This window comes from Streptomyces glomeratus, from assembly GCF_021462825.1.
Taxonomy (GTDB): domain Bacteria; phylum Actinomycetota; class Actinomycetes; order Streptomycetales; family Streptomycetaceae; genus Streptomyces; species Streptomyces glomeratus.
This window is the reverse complement of the sequence record NZ_JAKEEB010000026.1, coordinates 1-15,602: the sequence shown is the minus strand read 5'-3', so window position 1 is coordinate 15,602 and position 15,602 is coordinate 1. Positions and strand designations below refer to the sequence as shown.

Sequence of the window (15,602 nt, the reverse complement as noted above, 5' to 3'; positions counted from 1 at the left end):
GGCCGCTGTTCCGTGCCGAGCAGTCTCGAATGCCGTACGCAGAAACCTGGGCTCAGCCGCTCGCCGCGCACCCGGCCCCGTTCACCGTGAAGGCGCGCGGCCGGGCGTTGCCGTCGTGCCAGGAGCCGATGAACCCCACGGCGAAGGTGCCGTTCGCGGCGACCTTCTTGTCGTAGTCGGCGGCCCTCACGGTGACCTCGGAGCCGTCCTGGGTGAAGGTGCCGTCCCACATCCGGGTGATGCGCTGGCCGTCCTCGAAGGTCCAGCGGATGCTCCAGTCGTCGAGCGCCCGGGACGAGGTGACCGTGACCGTGGCCTGGAAGCCGTCCGACCACTCGTCGACGACGCGGTAGGCGACCCGGCAGGTCGACGGCGTGCGCGAGACGGGGGCCGACGCCGTGGACGGGCCGGCCACCGGGCTCGTCGACTTGCCCTGTGGTTCGGCGTCGGAGTCACCGTTCCCGGTCGCACCGGGCGTGCCGGCCGGACGCGAGGTCGGCGGCCGGCTGGTCCGGGTGGGGCCCGCGGTCGTGCCGAGGGGCGGCGGGGACGGCGTCGAGACGGCGATCGCCCCGTCCGCCGGGTCGCCGCTCGCGCTCACCTGCTCACCCGAGTCGCCGAGCTGCATCAGCGGGACCGTCAGCGCCAGCGCGGACACGATCACGGCCGCGGCCAGGATCCCGGCCCGGCCGATCCGGGGCCTCGTCACGGCGCCCACCGCGATGCCCCGGTCCGTGCCCGCGTCCGCGCGCCCGCCGCTCAGTCCCGCTTCGGCGGCCCGGCGCCGCCGCTCGAGATAGGCGAGCCCTCCCCAGCCGATCACCCCGCTCGCCAGTGCGCCCGGCGTGCCACCGTCGTGCAGCCGCAGACAGGCCGCGGCCTCCGCGCACTCGACACAGGTGGCGAGGTGCCGTGAGACGTCCTTCGGTGTCTCGGCGTCCGGGGAGCGGGTGACGGCGTCCAGGAGCCTGGCGTAGCTGCGGCATTCGGGGTCCATCGGCGAATCGAGACGATTGCGCTGGCAACGGTCCCGGAACAGCGCGCGCACCTGCACGAGTTCCTGCTCGGCGGCGGCCGGGTCCAGGCCGAGCCGCCGGGCCACATCGGGCAGGGGCAGCGCCTCCACTTCCGCCAGCCACAGCAGTGCCGCGTCCGGCTCCTGCATGTCCTTCAGTCCCCGCAGGGCCAGTGGGCGCTTCAGGGGCGGGCCGGTGTACCGTGCGGCCTTCTCCGAGTTCAGCCACAGCCGCAGGTCCGGGTCGAGCCGGTGTCCCTTGCCCTCGGCCTCCCAGGCCGCGGCGGTGGTGCGGACCGCGGTGAGCAGCAGCGGGATCCGGGGCAGCCGCGGGGTGCGCCGCCCGGTGATCCTCTCCTGGGCCTCGGCCTCGCGTGCTTCGTGTATGCCGCGGCCGAACGCCTCGGTGGCCAGTTGCCTGCCGGCAGCGGAACCCGAGGTGCACAGGTCGGCGTACGACAGGACCGCGTCCCAGCACTCCGAGAACAGCGCCGCCTCGGCGGCGTCCTGGGGGGTCGGCAGGTCGGGCATGGCGGGCTCCTGCATCAACTGCTTCCACAAGCAAAGCCAACCCACCCGTCATACAAGGGAGTTGGAGGCCGTCTCACGACAGGCCCAGAGCCTTTCACGGCCCCCACACAACTGACAAGCGGCGTATTCAATTACGGTCGGCAGTGCGGTGGGGTGGCGCGCTGTGCCGGGTTGTACGGACAGGGCCCCGCCGCGACTCAGCATGCGGTGACCCGTGATGCCTTCGTTACACGGGCTGTCCGGCCGCCCGGCCCAGGGCTCGGCGTGAACTCACCCGCCGCGCCGATCGGGGACCCGCAGGACGTCGGCCCGTGGCTCGTCCACGCCGCGCTGCTCGCCGAACTCGCCGCGCCGAGGCGGCGCTACGCGCGGGAGGGCTCCTTTGCCGCTTCCTCCGCCGGAAGGCTGTCCATGAAGGAGCTGACGGAGAACACCGCGCGGCCGGGGCCGGGCGGGCCGTAGCCGGGCGGCGAGGAGAGCCCGAACTCGTCCATCGTCGCGCGATAGGCCTCCAGCAGGCGGATGTGGTACTCCAGCGGCGCGCCCTGAGGGTTGGCCTTGCCCAGCGGGGTCGTCGGCTCCGGGCACCAGGTGGTGAAGCGGGGCGTGATGCCGTGGGCCATGAAGAAGCGCAGGCCCTCGGTGGTGGACGCGATCGCCTCGTCGACCGTGGTGAAGCCGAACGGCTCGGCCATCTCGACGCCCGCCACGAAGTTGGGGATCACATTGCGCGCGCCGAAGACGTCCGCGGAGTCGAGGATCCGCCGGTGCCACTCGTCCCGGCCGACGTACCGCTCCTTGCCCGGGCAGTACAGCTCGAACAGGCGCCGGTCCCACACCTCGAAGTTGGGGTGGTAGATCTGCACGCCGTAGTCCTTGAAGCGCTGTACGTCGGCCTTCGGCAGCGCCTGGGCGACGACCTTGCCGATCCAGCGGCCCGGGAAGCGCTCCTCGATGGCCCTGGCGTAGTGCCCGTAGAAGTCGGCTTCGTCCCGGCCCGCGACCTTGGAGGTGATCGCGCCGCCGGTCAGGGTGTAGGCGGTCGACGCCTTCTGGGTGTCGTACCGGTCGATGATCTCCAGCGCTTCGAGGACCTCCTCGACGTCCTTCACGCCCGTGTACGGCCGGCCGGCCGCCTTGTGCTGGCGCCAGTTGTGGTTGATGTCGCAGTACTGGCACTCCTCCTTGGCGCCGAAGTACTGGCACACGCGGAAGACGGTGAGGTAGATCAGGTAGCCCCACTGGATGGTGGGGGCCACCTCCATCACGGACTTCCCGTTGGACAGCGTGTGCCGGTAGTACTCGGGCATGGGCGGCACACCGACGTCCGCGATCCGCCGCCCGTCGAGGTAGAGCCCGAGCAGCCCCTCCTCGTCGGCGGCCACCCGATAGGGCGAGGCCGGATTGACCCGTACGGAGACGACGGTCCGCCGCAGGTCGTAGGGGCCGCCGGTGAGGATGATCTCCTCGGGCGGGCGCCGCAGTGCCGCCTCGCCGAGCTCGGGCAGGGTGCCGTGGTCGAAGGAGAAGATGAAGTACGACTTCGGCTTGACCTCGCCGCTCTCGTTGTCCGAGAGGGCGGACGCGTCGAAGGCCACACCCCCGCGGAGCAGATCCTCTTTGAAGACGGCTTCCCGCGGTACGTGCGGGAAGCGCTCCATCAGATCCTCGACCAGTGCGGTGCGGCTGCCCATCCCGTGTCTCCTCCCGGCTCAGGCGTTCGGCTCCTCACCGTATGCCCCCGCGTGCGCGTCAGCCGTGCCGGGTCCCCTCGCGCCGCGCGATGTGCTCCGGTACGGCGATGTCCGGGGGCAGCCGGGGGTCCGGCACGGCCGCGCCCCATGCGGAGGTGAGCGGCAGCACACCGGCCCACAGGCCCAGCTCCGCGTCGGGCCCGTCACCGTCGTCCGGGGCACCGGTGCGGATCTTGACCGAGGCCTCTTCGAGGGACAGGGCGAGCAGGGCGGTGGCGGCCAGCTCCTTGCGGTTGGGCCGCCGGGCGTACGACCACTGCCCCGGGGTCGCGTGCTCGGTGAGCAGGCGCAGCCCGGCCAGCTTCTCCTCGGGGTCGGTGACCTGGCGGGGTATGCCGTGGATCACGGCGCTGCGGTAGTTCACTCCGTGCTCGAAGACGGACCGCGCGAGGACCAGGCCGTCCACATGGGTGACGGTGACGCAGACGGGGGTGCCGCCCTCGAGGCTGCGGCTGGCGACCGAGCCGTGGAGGTAGAGCTGCCGCTCGTCCCGGCCGTACACCGTGGGCACGACCAGCGGCCGCCCGTCGACGACCACGCCGAGGTGGCACACGAACCCCGCGTCCAGGATCGCGTCGAGATCGGCCCGCCGGAGGCTGCCCTGGTCGCGCAGGCGGCGGTGCCTGGTCAGGTCTGTCTGGGGAAGGGTGTCGGGGAGCGGCGAAGGCTGCTGCTTCATGACCAGCGAGGCTACCGATATAGGTTTCCCGGTGGATGAGCGGTTGCGGGATGCGCGGTCGCGGCGGTTGCGGGACGCGCGGTCGCAGCGGTTGTCGGTGCGTGGTTGCGGACGCGCGTGCTGGTGGGTGCCCGTTGCCGTGGACACGCGTGCTTGTGGTGCCTGTGGGTGCGCGTGCTGCGGACACGGGCGCTTGTGGGTGTGTGGCTGTGGACGCACGCGGTTGTGATCGCGCGCTTGTGGATGCGTGCGTGCGGACGGGTGCGTGTCGAGGCGTGGCGCGCGATGCCACGGGAGGGACGGCGCGATGACGGAAAGCGTGACCAACTGGGCGGGCAACATCACGTACGCCGCCAGGGAACTGCACCGGCCGCGCTCGCTCGAGGCGCTGCGGGCGCTGGTCGCCGCGAGTGCGCAGGTACGCGTCCTGGGCAGTGGGCACTCCTTCAACCGGATCGCCGAACCCGGGCCGGACGGCGTCCTGGTCTCGCTGTCGGAGCTGCCCGCTGAGGTGGACGTCGACACGGCCGCCCGTACGGTACGGGTGGGCGGAGGCGTGCGGTACACCGAACTCGCCCGGGTGGTGCACCGGCACGGTCTCGCGCTGCACAACATGGCGTCCCTGCCGCATATCTCCGTGGCGGGCTCGGTGGCGACCGGCACGCACGGCTCGGGGGTCGCGAACGGTACGCTCGCCTCGGCCGTGCGCGAGGTGGAGCTGCTCACGGCGGACGGATCGGTGCTGCGGATCGGCCGGGGCGAGCACGGCTTCGACGGTGCCGTGACCGCGCTGGGGGCACTCGGCGTGGTCAGCGCGCTGACCCTGGACCTGGAGCCGGACTTCCTGGTCGAGCAGCATGTGTTCACCGAACTGCCGCTCGACGGGCTGGATTTCGAGACCGTGACGGCGGCGGCGTACAGCGTGAGCCTGTTCACCGACTGGCGTGCGCCGGGCTTCCGGCAGGTGTGGCTGAAGCGGCGCACCGACCAGCCGCTGCCTGACTTCCCGTGGGCACGGCCGGCCACCGGGGCGCTGCACCCGGTGCCCGGTATGCCCGCGGTCAACTGCACCCCGCAGGGCGGGGTCCCGGGTCCCTGGCACGAGCGGCTCCCGCACTTCCGGGCGGACTTCACGCCGAGCAGCGGTGCCGAGCTTCAGTCGGAGTATCTGCTGCCACGCCCCTGCGCCCTCGACGCGCTGCACGCCCTGAGCGCCGTCCGCGCCACCGTGGCGCCCGTGCTCCAGACCTGCGAGGTGCGGACGGTCGCCGCCGACGCACAGTGGCTGAGCCCCGCCTACGGGAGGGACTCGGTGGCGCTGCACTTCACCTGGGTCGAGGACACGGCGGCCGTGCTGCCGGTGATACGGCGGGTGGAGGAGGCGCTCGACGCCTTCGGGCCCCGTCCGCACTGGGGCAAGCTGTTCACCGTGCCCGCGGAGACGTTCCGCGCGCGATACCCCCGCCTGGGGGACTTCGCGGCGCTGGCGGCCGAGCTCGACCCGGCGGGGAAGTTCCGCAACGGGTACGTACGGGACGTGCTCGGGGCCGCCGGGACAGCGGCCTGACCGTGGCCCTCTCCCGCCGCACGGCTTCTTAGCCCCCCCGCGCGGCTTCTTAAGACCCCTTTCCTAACCGCTTGTAGGAACCCGGCGACGGTCCTAGGCTCGCGCCGAGCGAGGCCCGGTGGGGGGAGTCCTATGAAGCGCGGCACCTCGCGCGACATTCGTACCGCGAACCGGTACGAGGTGCTGCGCCGGATCATCGCCCGGTCGCCGACGTCCCGCCAGGAGCTGACGGCCGCGACCGGGCTCAGTCTGCCCACGGTCGCCACGCTCGTCGGCGAGCTGATCGGCCTCGGAATGGTGACCGAGGTCGGTTTCCAGGACTCGGCGGGCGGCAGGCCGCGCGGTCTGGTGGCGGTCGACGCGCCGGGGGGCGCCCTGATCGGCGTCGACATCGCGGAGACGTACGTCCGCGTCGAGCTGTTCGACCTGGCGCTGAACGTACTGGCCCGCGCCGGCGAGGACATGCACCCCGGGCAAAGCGGCCCCGAGCAGGTCGCCGCCCGGGTGGCCGCGGCCGTCGGCTCCGTGATCGCCCAGGCCGGTGTGGAGGGCTCCCGGGTGCTGGGGACCGGCGTCAGCGTGCCCGGTCAGGTCGACCGCGACCGGGGCGTGGCCGAGTACGCCGCGAACTGGGGCTGGCACGATGTGCCGCTGCTCGACCTGCTCGCCGAGCACATCGCCCCTCCCCTGTACCTGGACAACCCTCTGCGTGCCTGCGTGGTCGCGGAGTTGTGGTTCGGGGCGGCCCGTGGCCGCGGGGACGCCGTGGTCGTCAACCTGGGAACGGGCGTCGGGGCCGGGCTGGCGCTGGGCGGTGGACTGCACCGGGGCGTCAGCAACAGCGCGGGCGAATGGGGCCATACGACGCTGGTGCTGGACGGGCGGCCGTGCCACTGCGGCAACCACGGCTGTGTGGAGACCTACGTCGGGGCGCCCGGGATCATGCGCAACCTGCGGGAAGTGAGCCCCCGCAGCCCCCTGCTGCATCCCGGGGACCAGACCGCCACGATCGACGCCCTCGCGCGCGGGGCCGCCGACGGGGACCCCGTCGCGCTCAAGGTCGTCCGGGACACCGCCCGTTATCTGGGTGCCGGGATCGCCGACCTGGTCAACCTGCTCAACCCCGAAGTGGTGGTGCTCAGCAGCTGGGTGGCGGCGGCGTTCGGCGAACCGCTGCTGACCGAGGTGCGCTCGGCCGTCGAACGGCACGCGCTGAGACGGTCCTTCGCCGCCACGGAGATCGTCCTGTCCCCCATCCCGACCGACCCGGTGTGCCTGGGAGCCGCGACCTTCGCCCTCGAAGGCGCGCTCCGTTCGGCCGGCGCGCCCCGCACCACGACAGGCTCAGCCCCCGCGAGGACCTAGGAGACCGATGTCCTTCCGCACCTCCCCCGAGCTCTCGACCTCTCCCCCCTCTCCTTCCTCTCCTCTTTCCTCTCTTTCCTCTCAGTCCTCTGCGCCCCCTCCGGCCTCTCAGGCCTCTCAGGCCTCTGCGCCCTCTCTCTCCTTCCCTTCCTCTCCTTCCTCTCCGTCCTCGGCCGTCGACTACGTCGAGGACGTCGCACCGGGCAGCGGCAGCCTGCCGCCGCGTGCCTGGTACGCGTCCTCGGACGCCGCCTCCCTCTCCCTGAACGGCGCGTGGCGCTTCCGCCTGTCGCCGACGGCGGACGCCCAGGACGACTCGTTCGCCGAGCCCGGATACGACGCCTGGGACTGGGCGCACATCGCCGTGCCCGGCCACTGGGTGCTCCAGGGCGGCGGTTCCTTCGGATCCCCCGTCTACACCAACCACCTCTACCCCTTCCCGGTCGACCCGCCGCGCGTCCCGACCGAGAACCCGACCGGCGACCATCTGCGTCTCTTCGACCTGCCGGACGACTGGCCGTCGGACGGCGGGGCGGTGCTGCGCTTCGACGGCGTGGAGTCCTGCGCCCGGGTGTGGCTGAACGGCACGGACATCGGTGAGTTCAGGGGTTCCCGGCTGCCGCACGAGTTCGCCGTCGGGCATCTGCTCCTGCCGCACGGCAATGTGCTCGCGGTCCGGGTGCACCAGTGGTCCGCGGGCTCCTACCTGGAGGACCAGGACCAGTGGTGGCTGCCCGGCATCTTCCGGGACGTCACGCTGCTGCATCGCCCGGCGGGCGGCGTCCTCGACTTCTTCGTGCACTCCTCGTACGACCATCGGTCCGGCGAGGGCACGCTGAAGGTCGACTCGGATGTGGACGGCCGGGTCACCGTGCCCGCCCTCGGCATCGACATCGCCACCGGTGAGCCGGTGACCGTGCCCGTGGAGCCGTGGTCCGCGGAGATCCCGAAGCTCTACGACGGTGTGCTGGCCACCGAGGGCGAGCGGGTGCCGCTGCGGATCGGGTTCCGGACGGTCGCGCTCGAGGACGGTCTGATCAGGGTCAACGGAAGGCCGGTGCTCTTCAAGGGCGTCAACCGTCACGAGTGGCACCCCGAGAAGGGCCGCGCGCTCGATCCGGAGACCATGCGCGAGGACGTGCTGCTGATGAAGCGGCACAACATCAACGCCGTACGCACCTCGCACTACCCGCCGCATCCCGCCTTCCTGGATCTGTGTGACGAGTTCGGCCTCTGGGTGATCGACGAGTGCGATCTGGAGACCCACGGGTTCACCGAGCAGGGCTGGCGCGACAACCCGGTCGACGACGACCGCTGGACCCCGGCGCTCCTCGACCGTGCCGCCCGGATGGTCGAACGCGACAAGAACCACCCGTCGGTCGTCCTCTGGTCTTTGGGCAACGAGGCCGGCACCGGGCGCGGCCTGACGGCGATGGCCGAGTGGATCCATGGCCGGGACGGCTCCCGGCTGGTGCACTACGAGGGCGACCCCACCTGCCGTGACACGGATGTGTACTCGCGGATGTACGCCTTCCACGGGGAGGTGGAGAGGATCGGCCGGGGGCTGGACGGCGGTGCCCGACAGCGTCGTGAACTGCCCTTCCTCCTCTGCGAGTACGGGCATGCCATGGGCAACGGCCCCGGCGGGCTCGCCGACTACCAGCGGCTCTTCGAGGAGTACGACCGGCTCCAGGGCGGTTTCATCTGGGAGTGGATCGACCACGGCATCAAGGACGACCGGTACGGCTTCGCCTACGGCGGCGACTTCGGTGAGGAACTGCACGACGGGAACTTCGTCTGCGACGGGCTGCTGTTCCCGGACCGCCGGCCCTCGCCGGGCCTGATCGAGTACAAGAAGGTCATCGAGCCGGTCCGGATCGAGGGCGAGGGCCGCAGGGGCACCGTGCGGATCCGCAACGCACAGGACGTCGCCGATCTCTCGGCACTCGCCTTCGAGTGGTCCTTCCGGGCGGACGGCGAAACGGTCGCGTCGGGCCCGCTGTCGATGCCGGTGCTCGCGCCGGGCGAGTCGGCGGACGTGAAGCTGCCGGAGCCGCCCGAGGTGCGGGGTGCCGAGACCCATTGGACGGTGCGGGCGGTGCTGGCCTCCGACACCCCCTGGGCGCCTGAGGGGCACGAGGTGGCCTGGGGCCAGTTCCGCGTGGCCCGGCGGCCCTCGGCGCGGGTCGCCCCGGACCGGGCCCCCGTCGTCGAGGACGGCCGCATCAGGCTCGGCCCGGCCTCCTTCGACGCCCGTACGGGCGCGCCGAGGAGCATCGGCACGGTGGACCTGACCGGTCTGCGCCTGGATGTGTGGCGGGCGCCGACCGACAACGACGACGGCGCCTCATGGCAGGGCGACCCCCGCTACGGTCTGCTGTGGCGCAGGCTCGGCCTGCACCGTATGCGGCACCGGCTGGACTTTGTGGAGCTGCGCGGCGACGCGCTGACCGTGCGGACGCGGGTCGCGCCCGCGGCCCGGGAGATCGGGCTCGCCACGGTGTACCGCTGGACGTCCGACGGGGACCGGCTCAGGCTGACCGTCTCCGTCGCGCCGGAGGGCGACTGGACGGTGCCGCTGCCCCGGCTCGGCATCCGGCTCGGGCTGCCGGGCTCGGCGGACCGCGTGCGGTGGTACGGCGGCGGGCCCGGCGAGGCCTACCCGGACACCCGGGCGGCCTCCCGGATCGGCCGTTGGGAGTCCACGGTCGACGGACTTCAGACGCCGTATGTGAAACCGCAGGAGAACGGCGCCCGGGCCGACGTCCGCTGGGCCGAGATCGGCGGCCTCAGGATCGAGGGCGACCCGGAGTTCTGGTTCAGCGCGCGGCGCTGGACCAACGAGGAGCTGGACGCGGCCGGGCACCTCACGGACCTCATCCCGGGCGACACGGTGTGGGTGAACCTCGACCACGGCCAGCACGGCATCGGCTCCCAGTCGTGCGGGCCGGGACCGCTGCCGCAGTACTTCCTGCGGGTCGAGCCCGCGGAGTTCTCCTTCGTGTTCTCACCGGCCGGCTGACGCCCCGGGTACGCCGTCGGGGGCCCGCCCGGCCCCCTCAGGCCGCCTCCCCGGCGGCCTCCGGGCGGCGTACCCGCACCGGTGTGAACACGGCGAGGGCCGCGATGCCCACACAACATGCGCCGGCCACCGCTCCCACCGCCGCGGTGCCCTGGTGCTGTGCGGCCCAGGTGAGGACGGCCGCGCCGATGGGGGCCGCCGCGTAGTGGATTGTCCAGAACGTGGAGGTGACCCTGCCCAGCAGATGCTGGGGGGTCACCTCCTGGCGCAGGGACATGGAACAGGTCCCCGCGATGGCGGCGGCTCCGAAGAAGGCCGCGGTCGGCAGGGCGACGGCCGGTACGGCGCGCGCCCAGCCGATGCTCCCGAGCGCCAGGCCGCAGACGGCGACCGCGCCGATCCAGGTCGGACCGAACCCGAGCCCGCGGCGCACCCGGGCCACCAGCAGGGACCCGGCGATCGTCCCGAGCGCGCCGATCGCCAGCACGGTGCCGACCGCGCCGTCGGGCCGGCCGAGGTCGTGCTTGACGTGGTAGATGAGCAGGTCGTTCAGGCCCAGTTGAAGGAAGCTGAACAGGGACAGCAGCACGGTCAGGGTGCGCAGTACGGGGTGGCGCCACAGGAAGGAGGCCCCGGTGAGCAGGTCCCGCCGCAGCCCCTTCCTGGACGTGGCCGGTTCGGGCGGGGCGGCCTGCCCGAACCGCACGAGGACCATGCAGAGTGCCGACACGCCGAAGCTCGCCGCGTCCACCGCCACGGCGGCGACCGGGCCCGTCCAGGCCGCCACGGCACCGGCGCCCACGGGACCGACCACTCCGGCCGCCGCGGCGGTCGCGTTCAGCCGGCCGTTGGCCGCGGTGATCCGCTCGCCGTCGACCAGTTGACGCACCACGGTGACGTACGCCACGGAGAACACCATGCCGACGGCCTCGCACAGCGGCAGCACGGCGTACAGCAGCCAGATCCGGGGCCCGGTGAGCCATACGAGCGGGATCAGCCCGTACAGCGCCATGCGGACGAGGTCGCAGGCGATCAGCAGCTTTCTGCGGTCCATCCGGTCCACCACCACACCGGCGAAGACCCCGGCCAGCACCGAGGCCGCCCCACCGGCCGCGGTCAGCAGTCCCATGCGGGCGACGGACCCGGTGACGTCCAGCACCAGCAGCGGCAGCGCGATCAGGGAGAAGGAGTCACCGAGGACCGAGAGGGTCAGCGCGGCCCAGAAGATGCCGAAGTCCCTGTTCTTCCCCCGCGGTCGCGTCTGCCCCACCCGCCGCTACCCCCGCACCTCTGTGTCGCCGTGCCGCCCCCTGCCCACGGGCGGATGAACGACCAACAGCTACCACCGGAAGATGACCGGGCCAACGGAATTACGGGCCGGGCCGGCGCGAGTGCCGCGCAGCCGGACGACGAAGGTGCCCGGTGCGACGAACTCCTCGTAGGCCCGGTTCACCCGGCGATTCCCCGCAGGGAATGGCCGAACGGCAAAGGGATGACGTGGGCGACGGGCCTTCACGAGCGTTCCAGCCCACTGCCCGCCCGCCTCCGCACCTGCACCTCGGCCCAGACCACCTTGTATGCGCAGCCGGGCCGCGGGTCCGCACCCCAACGCTCGGCGATCGCGGCGACGATCAGCAGCCCGTTCCCGTCCTCGCCACCGGGGTTCCGCAGCACAGGCAGCCGCTCGGTCCGCCCGTCGGCCACCTCGACGCGTACGACGCCGTCGCGCAGCATCAGCCGCACACGGAAGTCCCGCCCCGGCACGCGGCCGTGGCGAACGGCGTTGGCGGCCAGTTCGGCGACGACGAGGGTCACGTTCTCGCTCGGATCGCTGTCGTACGGGAACCCCCAGACGTCCATGCGGTTCGCCACGAGCCGCCGCGCGAGACGCGCGCCTCGCGGCGTACAGCTGAAGAGCTGGGTGAACGTACGTACGGTGACGGGCTCGTGGAGCTGTGGGTCTGCGCGCATGGCTCAACGGTCCCCGACGTCACAGGCGTCGAACCAGGTACGGCACTCGTACGCCGCGGACCGTACGAGTTCACCGAGTGGACAGTGCGCGTAACGGTCCGTGACCATAAGGGCCTGGCGGGGTTGGCACCAGTGCGCACTCGGGGGTCCGCGGCATGACCGACAGCACCATCGGCACCACGAACGAGCCGGAGTCGTCCGACAGTCTGAAAGGCTTCGGGGCGGTCCACAAGGCCTTCCGCAAGCGCGCGGGACTCACGCAGGAGGAGTACGCGCCGCTGGTGCGGTACCAGCCGTCGACGGTCGCTTCGATCGAGCAGGGACGGCGCTTCCCGCCGCGGGTGTTCGTGGAGCGCGCGGAGGAGGTGCTGGACGCGTTCGGCGCATTGAAGGGGGCCTACAAGCACGTCGGGCGGGAAAGGGGGCTGGCGTCCTGGTTCCGGCAGTGGGCGGAGCTGGAAGAACAGGCGATCAGTCTGCACACGTTCGAAAACCGGCTGGTACCGGGGCTTTTGCAGACGGAGGCGTATGCGCGGAGGCTGTTCAGCGAGCGCCTGCCACTGCTCACCGACTCGCAGATCGAAGCGATGATCACCGCTCGCCTGGAGCGGCAGTCGCTGCTCGTCGAGCGACCCAACACAGCGTTCAGTTTCATCGTCGAGGAGCACATCTTCAAACGGCGAACCGGCGGAGTCGACGTCACCCGCCAGCTGATCGACCACGTTCTGGAGGCAATGGAACTGCGCAACGTGGAGCTGCAGTTGATGCCGATGGACCGCGACGTGCACGCCGGGCTCAACGGCCCCATCCAACTGCTGGAGACGACCGAGAACGAGTGGTTCGGGTACTGCGAAGGCCAGGAGAGTGGCCAGCTCGTCGTCAACCCGAAAACGATCAGTGTGCTCCACATGCGCTATGCGAAACTGCGCTCACAGGCACTGACCCCGGGCGACTCCAGGGGCCTGCTGGAACGGATGCGAGGAGCGCTATGAGCACCACTGAACTGGGTTGGTTCAAGAGCAGCTACAGCGGCGACAGCTCCGGCGACTGCGTAGAAGTGGCCCTACGCCCCACCACCATCCACATCCGCGACTCCAAGAACACCACCGGCCCCCGTCTCACCCTCTCCCCGGCCGCCTGGTCGGAGTTCGTGGGATTCGCCGCGCACCACCACCCCCTTTCCTAAGTGAGCTAGGCTCTCTCCTAGGACCCCTAGGTTAGGAGCCGGCCCATGGCCCGTGCCGGACTCACCGTCGAGCGGATCGTCGCGGCGGCAGCCGAGCTCGCGGACGAGGTCGGCTTCGAGAAGCTCACCCTGTCGGCCGTGGCGCGGCATTTCGGGGTGAAGGACGCGAGTCTGTACTCGCATGTCAGAAACCTGAGCGAGCTGCGGACCCGCCTCGCCCTGCTGGCGAGCGACGAGATGATCGACCGCATCACGGCGGCCGTCGCCGGGCGGGCCGGCAAGGACGCGCTGGCCGCCTTCGCGGGCGCCTACCGCGCGTACGCGCTCGCCCACCCGGGGCGGTACGCGGCCTCCCAGATCCGGATCGACGACTCACTCCGCGCACTCGTCACCGAGTCCGGCGCCCTGCGCCGCACCGCAGAGATCACCTACGGCATGCTCCACGCCTACGGCCTCGACGAGCCCGATCTCACCGACGCCGTCCGCCTGTTGCGCAGCACCTTCCACGGCTACTGCGCCCTGGAGTCCGCCGGCGGCTTCAACGACCCGAGGGATGTACAGGCGTCCTGGGACAAGGCCGTCGAAGCCCTGCACAGGGCGTTGGAGCACTGGCCCCGCCAGAAGGAGAAGGCCGATGACTGACCTCCACTACGACGTACGCGGCGGCGGACCCGTGCTGCTGGTCGTTCCCGGCGGCGCCGGGCACCCCATGGGGCTCGACGCGCTGACGGCCGACCTCGCCGGGCGCTTCACCGTGGTGACGTACGACCCGCTCGGACTCGCCCACGGTCACCTCGGCCTGCCCGTCGCCGAGCAGCGGGTCGAGGCATGGAGCGAGGGCGCGCACCGGGTGCTCGACCAGGTGCTGCCGGACGGCGAGTCGGCGTACGTCCTCGGCTTCAGCTCGGGCGGTATCGCCGTACTCGATCTGCTCGCCCGTCACCCCGAGCGGCTGCGGCATGTGATCGCGCACGAGCCGCCCGTGGTGCGGGTGCTGCCGGACGCGGACCGGCAGTCGGCGATGTTCGCGGAGGTCCGGGACACCTATCGCGCCGCCGGCCTGGCGGCTGCCGGAGCCCGCCTGGCCGCCGGTCTTGCGGGCACGCCCGCCGCACCCTCGGGCGACGGCCGGCCGCCGTCCGGCCAGGAGGAGTTGGGCAGCCCCATGGCCCTCTTCCTGACCCGTGTCCTGACCCGGTTCACCGCGTATGCGCCGGACCTGGACGCCTTGAGGTCCGCGCCTGTGACCCTGGCGGCGGGGGCCGATTCCCGCGGCGGACTGCTTCATCGGACCGCCGGCGTGGCGGCCGAGCTGACCGGGGGCCGCTTCGCGGAGTTCCCCGGCGGGCACGTGGGGGCGGTCGAACATCCCCGGGAGTTCGCGGCGAGCGTGGTGGACGCGCTGCTCGGCTGACCGGTTCGGCGTGGTGCGTCGACCGCCGGATGCGTGGCGGGACCTGGGGCGCCCCGGTTCCGGTCGGGACGCCCCAGGGGATTGCGGGCGGGGGCGCACGCCGGCGTGCTCGCCCCGCACGTCGGGGTCTCACGGTGAACGTGAGAGACCCTCCGGTATCAAATCCTGCGTCAACAGCGCCTCGCGCACCAGACCCAGGTACCCCGTCACACCGTGAACGGACGTGTGCGGGTTGTCACGATGCGGACCGGCCCTCCGATGAGGTACAGGACGCCCGTAACCGTGCTCTCCGCCCAGAACCGCCGCGCCTTCGCCTCGCCGGCCCCATGCCCCCACGCATCGGCAAACTGCCTTGAGTACCCCGGGTTGCCGTCGGTATGCACACTTCCCGCCTGCTGATGCGCCCGGCTTAGATCTTTGCGCGATGCTTTGGTTGTCGCACGACAACTGAGTTAATCTGCGACGGATTTTCTCATCGGGGAGATCCGTGAACTGCGGAAATACGGGGGCGATGAGCGGGGCCGGCCACGGCCCCGGCGCGGTTCCGAGTCCTCGGCGTGGGGACTCCTGGGGAGCGGAACGAGGGTGCGCATGACCGGCAAGACGACCGAGACCGTACGGCGGTCCCCGGGCGAGCAGGAGCTGCGGCAGTTGCTGGCCGGACTGACCGCCGTACGGGACGGCGACTTCGGCACACGGCTGCCGTCCGACGGCGAGGGCCTGCTCGGCGACATCGCCACCGTCTTCAACGGCATGGTGGACCAGTTGTCCGTGTTCACCTCCGAAGTGACCCGCGTGGCGCGCGAGGTGGGGACCGAGGGCACCCTCGGCGGTCAGGCGGAGGTGCCCGGGGTGTCCGGCACCTGGGCCGACCTGACCGACTCGGTCAACGCCATGGCGGGCAATCTGACCACCCAGGTCCGTGACATCGCCCAGGTGGCGACGGCGGTGGCCAAGGGTGATCTGTCGCAGAAGATCGACGTGCCCGCGCGCGGCGAGATCCTCCAGCTGAAGGAGACCGTCAACACGATGGTCGACCAGCTCTCCGCCTTCGCCGACGAGGTCACCCGCGTCGCCCGCGAGGTCGGCACCGAGGGA

The 15,602-nt window shown here is 71.7% G+C and carries 13 protein-coding genes; 8 read left to right on the top strand and 5 right to left on the bottom strand.

The genetic code is table 11. The features are described from left to right. Positions 1–52: 52 nt before the first annotated feature. From LZ604_RS25280 to LZ604_RS25270, 3 genes are all read right to left on the bottom strand, one after another. Positions 53–1,546, bottom strand: coding sequence for a cellulose-binding domain-containing protein (locus tag LZ604_RS25280; RefSeq protein ID WP_234517766.1), 1,494 nt, complete (start codon positions 1,544–1,546; stop codon positions 53–55). 362 nt (positions 1,547–1,908) lie between these two features. Next, positions 1,909–3,240, bottom strand: a complete 1,332-nt coding sequence (locus tag LZ604_RS25275) for a radical SAM protein (RefSeq protein WP_234517765.1) — start codon at positions 3,238–3,240, stop codon at positions 1,909–1,911. Between the two features lie 58 nt (positions 3,241–3,298). Continuing rightward, entirely contained in the window at positions 3,299–3,979 is a 681-nt protein-coding gene (locus LZ604_RS25270) for a pyridoxamine 5'-phosphate oxidase family protein (protein ID WP_234517764.1), read from the bottom strand. A gap of 307 nt (positions 3,980–4,286) precedes the next feature. Between LZ604_RS25270 and LZ604_RS25265 the strand changes: the two genes are divergently transcribed. From LZ604_RS25265 to LZ604_RS25255, 3 genes are all read left to right on the top strand, one after another. Beyond that, complete coding sequence (locus LZ604_RS25265; protein WP_234517763.1) at positions 4,287–5,546, top strand: FAD-binding protein; 1,260 nt, start codon at positions 4,287–4,289, stop codon at positions 5,544–5,546. Between the two features lie 132 nt (positions 5,547–5,678). Further along, a complete protein-coding gene (locus LZ604_RS25260; protein WP_234517762.1) occupies positions 5,679–6,911 on the top strand; it encodes an ROK family protein in 1,233 nt (410 codons plus the stop codon). 7 nt (positions 6,912–6,918) lie between these two features. Next, positions 6,919–9,933 (top strand): glycoside hydrolase family 2 TIM barrel-domain containing protein, encoded by a 3,015-nt coding sequence (locus LZ604_RS25255; protein ID WP_234517761.1) that lies wholly within the window; start codon positions 6,919–6,921, stop codon positions 9,931–9,933. Positions 9,934–9,970: 37 nt separating this feature from the next. Here the strand turns inward: LZ604_RS25255 and LZ604_RS25250 are convergent, their stop codons facing one another. Beyond that, on the bottom strand, positions 9,971–11,203 hold the full coding sequence (locus tag LZ604_RS25250) for an MFS transporter (protein WP_234517760.1): 1,233 nt from the start codon (positions 11,201–11,203) through the stop codon (positions 9,971–9,973). A gap of 242 nt (positions 11,204–11,445) precedes the next feature. Beyond that, entirely contained in the window at positions 11,446–11,904 is a 459-nt protein-coding gene (locus tag LZ604_RS25245) for an ATP-binding protein (RefSeq protein ID WP_234517759.1), read from the bottom strand. A gap of 155 nt (positions 11,905–12,059) precedes the next feature. Between LZ604_RS25245 and LZ604_RS25240 the strand changes: the two genes are divergently transcribed. From LZ604_RS25240 to LZ604_RS25220, 5 genes are all read left to right on the top strand, one after another. Further along, positions 12,060–12,896 carry a helix-turn-helix domain-containing protein gene (locus LZ604_RS25240; protein WP_234517758.1) on the top strand — a complete coding sequence of 279 codons (837 nt, stop codon included), beginning with the start codon at positions 12,060–12,062 and terminating at the stop codon, positions 12,894–12,896. Beyond that, positions 12,893–13,090 (top strand): DUF397 domain-containing protein, encoded by a 198-nt coding sequence (locus tag LZ604_RS25235; RefSeq protein WP_234517757.1) that lies wholly within the window; start codon positions 12,893–12,895, stop codon positions 13,088–13,090. Before LZ604_RS25240 ends, LZ604_RS25235 begins: the two co-directional genes overlap by 4 nt. 45 nt (positions 13,091–13,135) lie before the next feature. Further along, entirely contained in the window at positions 13,136–13,732 is a 597-nt protein-coding gene (locus LZ604_RS25230; RefSeq protein WP_234517756.1) for a TetR/AcrR family transcriptional regulator, read from the top strand. Continuing rightward, positions 13,725–14,504 (top strand): alpha/beta fold hydrolase, encoded by a 780-nt coding sequence (locus LZ604_RS25225; RefSeq protein WP_234517755.1) that lies wholly within the window; start codon positions 13,725–13,727, stop codon positions 14,502–14,504. Before LZ604_RS25230 ends, LZ604_RS25225 begins: the two co-directional genes overlap by 8 nt. A gap of 591 nt (positions 14,505–15,095) precedes the next feature. Next, positions 15,096–15,602: HAMP domain-containing protein (locus tag LZ604_RS25220; protein ID WP_234517754.1), on the top strand; the 507-nt coding region annotated here is incomplete at its 3' end.